Source organism: Streptomyces sp. NRRL F-525 (assembly GCF_000716605.1).
In the GTDB taxonomy this organism is placed as follows: Bacteria; Actinomycetota; Actinomycetes; order Streptomycetales; family Streptomycetaceae; genus Streptomyces.
Genome location: NZ_JNXE01000078.1, coordinates 1 through 10843 on the forward strand (window position 1 = coordinate 1; position 10843 = coordinate 10843).

12 protein-coding genes are annotated in these 10843 nt (G+C 70.7%); 6 read left to right on the forward strand and 6 right to left on the reverse strand.

Annotation, left to right across the window (positions count from 1 at the left end):
- A partial coding sequence (locus OO69_RS47535) for a MarR family transcriptional regulator (RefSeq protein WP_158713537.1) occupies positions 1–391 on the reverse strand: 391 nt, incomplete at its 3' end.
- 137 nt (positions 392–528) lie between these two features.
- Here OO69_RS47535 and OO69_RS47540 point away from each other — a divergent pair.
- From OO69_RS47540 to OO69_RS47550, 3 genes are read left to right on the forward strand one after another with little or no spacing between them, the layout of a single operon-like run.
- Entirely contained in the window at positions 529–1614 is a 1086-nt protein-coding gene (locus OO69_RS47540) for a Gfo/Idh/MocA family oxidoreductase (protein ID WP_033287287.1), read from the forward strand.
- Positions 1611–2126 (forward strand): heme-degrading domain-containing protein, encoded by a 516-nt coding sequence (locus OO69_RS47545; RefSeq protein ID WP_033287288.1) that lies wholly within the window; start codon positions 1611–1613, stop codon positions 2124–2126. Before OO69_RS47540 ends, OO69_RS47545 begins: the two co-directional genes overlap by 4 nt.
- 60 nt (positions 2127–2186) lie before the next feature.
- A complete protein-coding gene (locus OO69_RS47550; protein ID WP_033287289.1) occupies positions 2187–3053 on the forward strand; it encodes an LLM class F420-dependent oxidoreductase in 867 nt (288 codons plus the stop codon).
- Positions 3054–3138: 85 nt separating this feature from the next.
- Here the strand turns inward: OO69_RS47550 and OO69_RS47555 are convergent, their stop codons facing one another.
- The 4 genes from OO69_RS47555 to OO69_RS47570 form a co-directional block, all read right to left on the reverse strand.
- A complete protein-coding gene (locus tag OO69_RS47555; protein ID WP_033287296.1) occupies positions 3139–3996 on the reverse strand; it encodes a fumarylacetoacetate hydrolase family protein in 858 nt (285 codons plus the stop codon).
- A 128-nt stretch (positions 3997–4124) separates the two neighbouring features.
- The gene (locus OO69_RS47560; protein ID WP_033287290.1) at positions 4125–4799 is read right to left on the reverse strand and encodes a YidC/Oxa1 family membrane protein insertase; all 675 of its coding nucleotides are present in this window, start codon (positions 4797–4799) and stop codon (positions 4125–4127) included.
- 88 nt (positions 4800–4887) lie between these two features.
- The gene (locus OO69_RS47565) at positions 4888–5178 is read right to left on the reverse strand and encodes a DUF6412 domain-containing protein (RefSeq protein ID WP_033287291.1); all 291 of its coding nucleotides are present in this window, start codon (positions 5176–5178) and stop codon (positions 4888–4890) included.
- Positions 5179–5216: 38 nt separating this feature from the next.
- Positions 5217–5744 carry a winged helix-turn-helix transcriptional regulator gene (locus OO69_RS47570; protein ID WP_033287297.1) on the reverse strand — a complete coding sequence of 176 codons (528 nt, stop codon included), beginning with the start codon at positions 5742–5744 and terminating at the stop codon, positions 5217–5219.
- A gap of 68 nt (positions 5745–5812) precedes the next feature.
- Between OO69_RS47570 and OO69_RS47575 the strand changes: the two genes are divergently transcribed.
- A complete protein-coding gene (locus tag OO69_RS47575) occupies positions 5813–7228 on the forward strand; it encodes an MFS transporter (RefSeq protein WP_033287292.1) in 1416 nt (471 codons plus the stop codon).
- Position 7229: 1 nt separating this feature from the next.
- Here the strand turns inward: OO69_RS47575 and OO69_RS47580 are convergent, their stop codons facing one another.
- Positions 7230–8006 (reverse strand): class E sortase, encoded by a 777-nt coding sequence (locus OO69_RS47580; RefSeq protein WP_033287293.1) that lies wholly within the window; start codon positions 8004–8006, stop codon positions 7230–7232.
- 227 nt (positions 8007–8233) lie between these two features.
- Between OO69_RS47580 and OO69_RS47585 the strand changes: the two genes are divergently transcribed.
- Together OO69_RS47585 and OO69_RS47590 are read left to right on the forward strand one after the other, a co-directional pair.
- Entirely contained in the window at positions 8234–9709 is a 1476-nt protein-coding gene (locus OO69_RS47585; protein WP_033287294.1) for a beta-1,6-galactanase, read from the forward strand.
- An 89-nt stretch (positions 9710–9798) separates the two neighbouring features.
- On the forward strand, positions 9799–10843 hold a 1045-nt coding region (locus tag OO69_RS47590), incomplete at its 3' end, for an MFS transporter (RefSeq protein ID WP_234444716.1).

Here is a 10843-nt window from a genome sequence, read left to right on the forward strand (position 1 = left end):
ACTCAACCTCCCGAGCCACCGCCTCCACGACAACCCCGGCCCCCGCCCCCAGATCCAGCGAAGCGCCCCGCTCCCCCACCACCGCACCCGTGAGATCGACAAGCACCACCCGCAACTCATCCCGATCCAGATGCACCCCCACCGCATGCCCCGCCTCCGGCACCAACCGCAGGACGGTGCGCGGCTTCCCGCCCGTGGACGCGCGCCGCCCCGCCTCCGCGACGAGCCCGGAGTCCCGCAACCGCGCGGTGATCTTGCTGACGGCCTGCGGGGTGAGCCCGGTGCGCTCGGCGAGTTCGAGCCGGCTGATCCCGTCCGCGCCGGCCGTCCGCAGCAGATCGAGTACCAACGCGGCGTTATGACTCCGCACGGCAAGCAGATTCGCCCCCACCGCACCCGCGCCCGCCACTACACCCCGAGCCGCCCCCAAACCCACCCCGCCACCGCTCCCGCCCCGCGCACTGTTGTCCACACCCCCATTGTCCCCACCACTTGCACTTTGGCAACAGCGTTGCGAAAGTGGAGGGCATGACTGGACGCACGACTCGCACACCCCTCCGCGTCGGCCTCGTCGGCTACGGCCTCGCCGGCTCCGTCTTCCACGCCCCGCTGATCGCCGCGACCGAGGGCCTGGCGCTCGACACGGTCGTCACCTCGAACCCGGAGCGGCAGGAACAGGCCCGCGCGGAGTTCCCGGACGTCCGCACCGTCGCGACCCCCGACGACCTGTTCGCCCGCGCCGACGACCTGGACCTGATCGTCATCGCGTCCCCGAACAAGACGCACGTCGCGCTGGCGACGACCGCCCTCAAGGCCGGCCTCCCGGTCGTCGTGGACAAGCCGATCGCCGGCACCGCAGCCGAGGCCCGCGAGCTGGCGGCCCTCGCCGAGGAGCACTCCCTCCTCCTCTCCGTCTTCCAGAACCGCCGCTGGGACAACGACTTCCTGACCCTCCGCAAGCTCCTCGCCGAGGGCGAACTGGGCGACGTCTGGCGCTTCGAGTCCCGTTTCGAGCGCTGGCGCCCGCAGCCCAAGGGCGGCTGGCGCGAGTCCGGCGACCCGGCAGAGATCGGAGGTCTCCTCTACGACCTCGGCAGCCACGTCGTGGACCAGGCCCTGGCCCTCTTCGGCCCCGCCGCCTCCGTGTACGCCGAGTCGGACATCCGCCGCCCGGGCGCGGAGACGGACGACGACACGTTCTTCGCCCTGACTCACACGAACGGCGTCCGCTCACACCTCTACGTCTCCGCTACGACCGCCCAACTCGGCCCGCGTTTCCGCGTGTTGGGCTCCAAGGCGGGCTACGTGAAGTACGGCCTCGACCCCCAGGAAGCCGACCTGCGCGACGGCAAGCGCCCTGGCACCGAGAAGACCTGGGGCCAGGAACCCGAGTCCCTCTACGGCCGTGTCGGCGCCGGCGAGTCCCCCCTCACCGGCGGCGGCCGCCCCGAGCCGACCCTCCCCGGCGACTACCCCGCGTACTACGCGGCCGTCGCCGCCGCCCTCCGCGACGGCGCCCCCAACCCGGTGACCGCCCTGGAGGCGGCCGCCACCCTCGACGTACTGGAAGCCGCGCGCCGCAGCGCCCGCGACGGAGTGACGGTGACCCTGTGACCCAGAACAAGCCCGCGATCACCCAGCGGATCGCCCCCGAGATCACCCCGACGGTGGAGGAACTCGAAGCACAGGAACGGCACTTGGTGTTCCAGCGCTTCACCTACGACGACGCCTGGGCGCTGGGTTCGCTCCTCGTGGAACTGGCCCGCGAGAGCCAGGCCCCGGTCGCCATCGACATCCGCCGCGCCGGCCAGCAGCTCTTCCACGCGGCGCTTCCGGGCTCCTCCCCCGACAACGACGCGTGGATCGACCGCAAGCGCAAGGTGGTCGAGCGCTTCGGCGCAGCCTCCTACCTGGTCGGCACCCGCTTCCGCGCCAAGGGCAGCACCTTCGAGGACTCCTCCCGCCTCGACCCGGACGAGTACGCGGCACACGGCGGCTCGTTCCCGATCAGGGTCGAGGGCGTCGGCGTGATCGGCACGGTGACGGTGAGCGGGCTGCCGCAGCTGCAGGACCACCGGTTCGTGGTGGCGGCACTGGAGCAGTTCCTGGACCAGGACCGGAATTAACCCGCGGCTCCCTCCGGTTGGGACTGACCGACACGTCCGACACCGGAGGGAACGGCACCGATGAGCAGCACCCTGAAGGAAACGGTCGGCCGGTACGGCATCTGGAGCGCGGGCCTGCGCGCGGAAGATCCGTCCCGGCGCGACGAGTTGGCGGAGGCCACCGCGGAGTTGGAGCAACTCGGCTACGGCGCGGTCTGGTTGGGCGGCAGCAGCGCCGCCCGCAACGCCGCCCCGCTCATCGAGGCGACGTCACGTATCGCCGTCGGAACCAGCATCCAGAGCATCTGGCAGTACACGGCGGCCGAGAGCGCGGCGAGCTTCGCCGAACTGGAGCAGGCTCACCCGGGCCGCTTCCTGCTCGGCCTCGGGGTGGCGCACGCCAAGAACACGGCCGAGTACAGCCGCCCGTACTCGGCCCTGGTCGCTCATCTGGACGCCCTGGACGCCGCCGGAGTCCCCGCCGACCGCCGCCTCCTGGCCGCCCTGGGCCCGAAGACCGTGGAGCTGGCCCGGGACCGCGCGGCCGGCTCGATCCCGTACCTGGTGACACCGGAACACACGGCACGGTCCCGCGAACTCCTCGGCGAAACCCCGCTCCTGGCCCCGGAGTTGAAGGTGGTCCTGGAAACGGACCCGACCCGGGCCCGCACCCTGGCCCGCGACTACCTGGCCATGTATCTGACCCTCCCCAACTACACCAACAACTTCCTCCGCAACGGCTTCACCGAGTCCGACCTCACAGACGGCGGCAGCAACCGCCTGATCGACGCGGTCTTCGCCTGGGGCGACGACACCCAGATCCGCACCCGCATCGACAACTTCGTAGCAGCAGGCGCGGACCACGTAGCGCTCCAGATCGTGGACGGCAACACCCGCGAAGACCTCCCAAGGGAGGCCTGGCGCAACCTCGCCTCCCTACTGGCGTAGGGGTGACGCCTTTTAGGGGCGCGGGGAACTGCGCGACCAGCCACAGCGCACGCGCACCCGCGATCAATGAGCAGTCCCCCACCCCTTAGGCGTCTTTAAATTCCTGCCGCTGCCGACCAAGCCCCGAGATCTCCAACTCCACAACATCCCCGGCCCGCAAGAACGGCTTCGGCTCAGGCTGCCCAAGAGCAACCCCCGCAGGCGTACCGGTGTTGATGACATCCCCGGGGTACAACGTCATGAACTGGCTGACATACCGCACCACTTCAGCCACCGAGAAGATCTGCTCGGCGGTCGTCCCGTCCTGCTTCAACTCCCCGTTGACCCACAGCCGCAGCGACAAGTCCTGCGGATCCGGAACCTCATCCGCAGTCACCAACCACGGCCCCAGCGGATTGAACGTCTCGCAGTTCTTCCCCTTGTCCCACGTCCCACCCCGCTCGATCTGAAACTCCCGCTCGGACACGTCATGCGCGACCGCATACCCCGCGACATGCGCGAGCGCCTCCTCCCGGGACTCCAGATAACGCGCCGTACGCCCGATGACGACGGCGAGTTCGACCTCCCAGTCGGTCTTCACGGACTTACGAGGCACCAGCACGGTGTCGTACGGCCCGACGACCGTGTCCGCGGCCTTGAAGAAGACGACCGGCTCGGCGGGCGGCTCCACGCCGGTCTCGCGGGCGTGGTCGTGGTAGTTCAGCCCGATGCACACGACCTTGCCGATCCCGGCCAGCGGCGGCCCGACCCGCAGCCCGTCGGCGTCCAGCGCGGGCAGCTCCCCGGCGTCGGCCGCGGCCCGGATCCGGCCCAGCGCGGCGGTGTCGGCGAGCAGCGGCCCGTCGATGTCCGGGACGATGCCGGACAGGTCCCGCAGGGTCCCCTCGGCGTCGAGCAGCGCGGGCCGCTCCGCCCCCGCCGTACCGACTCGCAGCAGCTTCATGTTCACCATCTCCATCGATCGCGGACGGTCGACCGATGGGTGCAGCCATCGGAGGACTGGTCGATCCTCCAAGCTCACGGTCCAGTCCGCAATACCCGGTTCACGGACTGGACCGTAACCACGGCCGGTCAGGTGTACAGCACCGCCCGCTCCACGGCGCTCCACGCCGCGCTGGTCACCACGTACAGCGCGACGGCGAGCGGCACGACGGCCACGGTGATCAGCGTGCCGTAGGAGAGGAGCGGCAGCACCTTGCCGAGGGCGCCGGTACCGGTGCCGGCCGGGGCGACGGCGGCCGCGCGGCGGGTGCGGACGTAGGTGAAGGTCGCGACCGCGGCGACGACGAGGAACAGGCCGACGTAGACGAGTCCGGCCGGTCCGAACATCCCGTCACCGGCGAGCGCGTCGGCCCAGCGTCCGCCGAGCGGCGCGGCGAACAGCTGGTGGGAGAGCAGGCCGTCGCCGCCGCCGGAGAACAGGCGGTAGAGGAGGAAGAACGCCGGGAGTTGGAGCAGGCTCGGCAGGATCCCGGACAGCGGGGACACCTTCTCCTCGGCGTGCAGGTCGAGTACGGCCTTCTGCAGCTTCTCGGGCTGCTTCGCGTACCGCTTCCGCAACTCGGCCACGCGCGGCTGGAGTTGGGCCCGCGCCTGCTGGCCACGCGCCGCGGCCCGCGACAGGGGATGCACGAGGAGTCGTACGAGAGCGGTGAACAGGACGATCGCGGCGGCGGCCGCGGCCGTGCCGAACAACGGGTGGAGCAGGTCGGCGAGTTGGTCGACCAGGGCAGCGAAAACGGACATGGGTGAGCCCTCCGTGGGTCTCGTCGTGCCGGGATTTGGGCATGGCGACGGGACGACCCTCAGCGCGGGGGCAGCGGAAAAAAGCGCCTTACGCGGTAGTCGTCCGGAGGGGGTGTCCAGGGGCTCGGGGGCGTGGGCGGCCCGAGGCGTCGGGGTCGCGCTGGGGCAGGAACGCCGTACGGCGGGCGCGGTCGCGGATGGCCGTACGGACCCGGGTGGGCGGTACGACGGGTGCGCTGCGCGCGGTGAGGAGGGCGCAGACGGCGAGGGCGGTACCGGTCGCGGCGAGCGCGACGGCGGCCGGGAGGCTCGCGGTGTCCACCAGCACGATCGGGAGCAGGAAGAGGAGCAGCAGGGCGCTCGCCCGACGCTGGTTCATGGTCCCCCCTCCCTCAACTGCCGTTCTCGTACCGTCCGTTATACCGGATCCGCCTCGATCGGCTGGAGCAGTCGCCTCGGTTTGAGGAACGCCCGGCTGACCGGGTCCGCCGGGTTCTGGTCGAGTCCGGGGCCCGGGTCCATGATGACATCCGGGACGGGGACGATGACGGCGCAGGTGGGGCACTCGCCGTAGGAGCCGAGTTCGGTGCCGCAGTCCGCGTGCCGGAAGTAGCGCAGCTGCGTCTCGCCGTACTGCTCGCGCTTCCACCGGCCGAGCGAGCGCAGCACCGGCCACAGGGCGATCCCGCGCTCGGTGATGACGTACTCGTCGCGCGGCGGGGACTCCTGGTACCGGCGCTTTTCGAGGATGCCCTCGGCGGTGAGGGCCTGGAGACGGCTGGCGAGGACCGCGCGCGGGATGCCGAGGTGGACGAGGAAGTCGTTGTAGCGCCGCACGCCGTAGAGGGCGTCCCGGACGACGAGCAGCGTCCAGCGCTCGCCGACCACCTCGAGCGCCCCGGCCATCGAGCATTCTTGTCCCGCATAGTCCTTGCCTAGTGACATGTCCTCCACTGTAGCCACTTTTCGACAGTAAGTTCAATGAACGAACCTAGGGTGCTACGGTGCTCCACATGACTAGGTTCAGTGAACGAACCCTCGCCGAGGTTCCCGGGACGTCCATGGCCTCGGAGACATCACAGGTCTCCGAGCCGGGCGTGCCGCACCCCCGCGCCACCCTCGCCCTGACCAGCGCGGCCACCGCCGTGGCGCTGATGACGTACACCGCGCCGATGGTCACGCTCCCCGACATCGCCGCCGCCCTGCACACCCCGCTCTCCGCCCAGGCCTGGCTCCTGAACGGCACCCCGCTCGGCCTCGCCGCCCTGCTCCTGGTCGCCGGCAGCCTCGCCGACGACTACGGCCGCCGCCGGATCTTCCTGGCCGGCACCTTCGCGCTCGGCATCACGACAGCGCTTTCCGCGCTCACGTCCTCGACCTGGCTGTTCACGCTGACCCGGATCGCGCAGGGCGCGTCCAGCGCGGCCCTGCTCGCCAGCAGCCTCGGCCTGATCGTGCACGCCTTCCCGACCCCGCGCGGCCGCCTGCACGCGACCGGCGTCTGGGGCGCGTTCGTCAGCGGCGGCATAGCCGTCGGCCCACTGGTGGCGGGCGCGATGCCTGACTGGCGATTGATCTACGTCGTGCTCGGCGCGGCGGCGCTCGTCGTGACGGCCCTCGGCGTCCGCACGCTCTCCGAATCCCGCGCGCCGCGCGGCGGACGCCCCGACCTCGCCGGAGCGGTCACCTTCGGACTGGCCCTGGTCGCCCTCGTCGCCGCCCTCACCCTGGGCCGGGACGGCTGGCTGCGGGCGCCGGTGGGGCTGCTGTTGCTGGCGGCCGTGGTGCTGGTCGGCGTCTTCGCGCTGGTGGAGCGCCGGGTCGCGACCCCGATGATCGACCTGAGCCTGCTGCGCCACCGCCTCTTCCTGGCCTCCTCGGCGGGCGGCCTGTTCACGGGCTTCGCGGTGATCGGCCTGTTCAGCTTCCTGCCGGCGCTGCTGCAGCAGACGCTGGGCCTGTCCGCCATGGACACCGCCTGGCTGTTCCTCCTCTGGTCGGGCCTGTCCTTCACGGTCGCCCTCCAGGCCCGCCGCCTCGCCGGCCGCGTCCCGCCCCGGCACCAACTCGCCCTGGGTTTCCTCCTCCACGCGGCCGGCGTCCTGACGATGCTGGGCGCGCTGGACTCCGGTTCGTGGCTACGGCTGCTGCCGGGGCTGGTGATCGCGGGCGTGGGCAGCGGTCTGCTGAACGCCGCGCTGCCGCTGCTGTCGGTGGAGTCCGTACCGGCCGCGCGCGCGGCGATGGGGTCGGGGGCGCAGCAGACGTTCCGGTACATCGGCTCGTGCGCCGGGGTCGCGCTGACCATCGCGATCGCCACGTCGGCGGGCGGCGGACTGGCCCGCGGCGCCGACATCGCGATGGTGGTGTCGGCCGGGCTCGCGGTGTTGGCCGCGGTGAGCGTGGGGGTGCTGCGGGAGCGGGCGTGAATCACCGGAGGTGCGTGGAGGTGAGCATGCCCCACACCGCCATGCGGTACCTGGACGTGAACTCCGGCGTGCAGGTGGTGAGGGTGATGTAGTACCCCGGTCGGCTGTAGCCGTAGGCCGGTCTGACGGTCGAGCGCGGGATCGGCCGGATGACACCCGAGTCGGACGCGGAGGTCTGCGGCAGGATCTTGTCGACCGTGTACGTGTAGGTGGCCGCGCTCGTCTCGACCTGGACGGTGTCCTTGAGACGCAGGCGCGGGAGATACCGGAACGGCTCGCCGTGGGTGTTGCGGTGCCCGGCGAGCGCGAAGTTCCCTGCCTGGCCCGGCTGTTGGGTGCCGGGGTAGTGACCGACGTACCCCTTGTTGAGCACGTTCTGCTTGCTGACGCCCTCCGCGATCGGGACGCGGAGGTGGAGGCGGGGGATGGTGAGGATGGCGTAGGCCTGGGAACGGCGGGGAGTGGCGGCGGAACCGGTGACCGCGGTCGAGCCATCGGCGGAGGTGCCCCGGCGCGGTGAACTGCCGCCCGCCAGCCCGCTGTTGGCCGACGGGGTGTCGCTACCCCCCGCCCCCGGTGTCGCCCATTGCCGTTCCAGGGCCTGCACTTGGTGCTCGGCGCCCTGCCGGGCCTCCCGGTTGGTCCACCACAGCTCGTGGACGACGAGGAGGAGCAGGACGACCCCGGCGGTGACGAGGAACTCCCCACCGGTCCACAGGGCGCGTCGGCCCAGCGCACGGCGTCGACGGCCGCGGTGCTGCACGACGGGAACCCGCATGGGCCGCACGATAAGGGCCGGTTCGCGAACTCACCAGACTCATGGCCCCGATTACCGGAAAGGGTGCCCGTTCGACCCTCCGTACAGGTTCGTACACGGGTTTTAGAAAGGGGTGTCACAACCCTCGACAACCTCACGCGGCACACCCGATGCTTCCTGATGGCACGAGCCGGGGGGATGGCCGACGCCGGTGGGACGACCGGCGGTTGAGCGAATCGGGAGTAGAGATGATCCGACGCAGAACCCTGCTGGCCGCAGCGGGCGGTGGGCTCCTCGGCACCGCCCTGGCGACCGGCACCGCACGCGCCGACGCGACGGTCGCGGTCAACCCGGCGACGAAGTACGGCACTTGGGAGGGCTGGGGCACCTCGCTCGCCTGGTGGGCGAACGTCTTCGGCGCCCGGGACGACTTCGCCGACATCTTCTTCACCACCAAGTCGACGACGTACAACGGCACTTCGCTCCCCGGCCTGGGTCTGAACATCGCCCGTTACAACCTCGGCGCGTGCAGCTGGAACTCGGTGAACGGCGAGTCGATGGTCGCCTCCGCCAACATCCCCGCCTTCAAGCAGATCGAGGGCTACTGGCAGGACTGGAACAACGAGGACCCCACCTCCTCGGCCTGGGACTGGACGGCGGACGCGACCCAGCGGGCGATGCTGGTGAAGGCGACCTCGCGCGGCGCGACCACCGAACTCTTCGCCAACTCCCCCATGTGGTGGATGTGTTCGAACCACAACCCCTCGGGCGCCTCGGGCGGCGGCAACAACCTCCAGACCTGGAACTACCGCCAGCACGCCTCCCACCTCGCGTCCGTCGCCCTCTACGCGAAGAACAACTGGGGCGTGAACTTCGCGACGGTAGAGGCCTTCAACGAGCCCTCGTCGAGCTGGTGGACGGCGACGGGCACGCAGGAGGGCTGCCACATGGACTCGACCGTCCAGGCGGCCGTACTCCCGTATGTCCGCAGCGAGTTGGACAGCCGCGGCCTGACGAGCACGAAGATCTCGGCGTCCGACGAGACGAGTTACGACCTGGCACGGACTACGTGGAGCGCCTTCAGCTCGACGACGAAGGGGTACGTCAACCGGGTCAACGTCCATGGCTACCAGGGCTCGGGCGGCCGCAGGGACCTGCTCTACACGGACGTGGTGACGACGTCGGGCAAGGCCCTCTGGAACTCCGAGACGGGCGACAGCGACTCCACGGGCCTGACGATGGCCAGCAACCTCCTCTACGACTTCCGCTGGCTGCACCCCACGGCATGGACGTACTGGCAGGTCATGGACCCGTCGTCCGGCTGGGCGATGATCGCGTACGACCAGAGCACGCTCACGGCCGGCGCGGTCCAGACGAAGTACTACGTGATGGCCCAGTTCAGCCGCCACATCCGCCCCGGCATGACGATCCTGGACACGGGCGTGAGCTACGCGGCGGCGGGCTACGACGCGTCGGCGAAACGGCTGGTGATAGTCGCCGCCAACACAGGCTCGTCGTCTACGAAGTTGACCTTCGACCTGTCCAAGTTCACGACGGTGGCGGGGGGTTCGAGCGGCTTGGTCCCGCGCTGGAACACGGTGACGGGCGGCGGGGGCGACCTGTACACCGCCCACTCGGACACGTATCTGAGCGGCAAGACGGTGAGCGCGACGTTCGCGGCGGGGGCGGTGCAGACGCTGCAGATCGACGGGGTGGTGATCTGACCGCGGGGTCGGAAGTCGGTTACGGCGGTGGGCGGTTCGGCCTGCTCGCCCTGGCGCTCGGCGGTTTCGGAATCGGTCTGACCGAGTTCGTGATCGCCGGGCTGCTGCCACAGGTGAGCCGTGGCCTGCACGTGTCCACGGCGGCCGCGGGCTGGCTGATCTCCGGTTACGCGCTGACGGTCGCGGTGGGCGCGATAGCGGTGACGGCGGCGACGGCTTCTCTGCCCCAAAAGCCGGTCCTGGTAGGCCTGGTGGCGTTGTTCGTCGCAGGAAACCTGCTGTCGGCACTGGCCCCCGGCTACGGGGTCATGCTGCTGGGCCGAGTCGTGGCGGCCTTGTGCCACGGCTCGTTCTTCGGCATAGGCTCCCTCGTCGCCCGCCGCCTGGTCCCTCCCGAACGCGCCTCGCGGGCAGTGGCGTTGATGTTCACCGGCCTGACGGTGGCGAACGTCCTGGGGGTCCCGTTCGGCGCGCTCGTCGGCGAACGCTGGGGCTGGCGGGCGACGTTCTGGGCGATCACGGCGATCGGAGCGGTGGCGCTCGTCGCCATCGCCGTCCTGGTACCGGCATGGGCGGGAGCGAGCGGTGGCCGAGCGGACCTCCGCACGCAACTGCGCGCCTTCCGCTCCACCCAGGTCTGGCTGACCCTGACGGCCACGGCCCTCGGCTACGGCGGCATGTTCGGCGCGTTCAGCTACCTCGCGTACACCTTCACGCGGGTCGCGGGCTTCTCGACGACGGATGTGGCGTGGCTGTTGGTGGTCTACGGCACGGGGCTGGTCGTCGGCAACATCGCGGGCGGGCGGGGCGCGGACCACAACCGGGACGGGACGTTGCTGGTGTCGCTGACGGGGTTGGCGGTCACGTTGACGGTGTTCGGTGCGTTGGCGAGCAGCCGCCCGGCCTCGGTGATCCTGGTGTTCCTGCTGGGTGTGTTCGGGTTCGCGACGGTACCGGGGATGATCACGCGGGTCACGGATGCGGCGGGGGGTGTGCCGTTGGCGGCGAGCGCGAATGTGTCGGCTTCGAATGTGGGGAACGCGGTGGGGGCTTGGGCGGGGGGATTGGTCATCAGTGCGGGGTTCGGTTATGCGGCTCCGTTGTTCGTGGGGGCGGGGATCGTGGGGGTGGGGT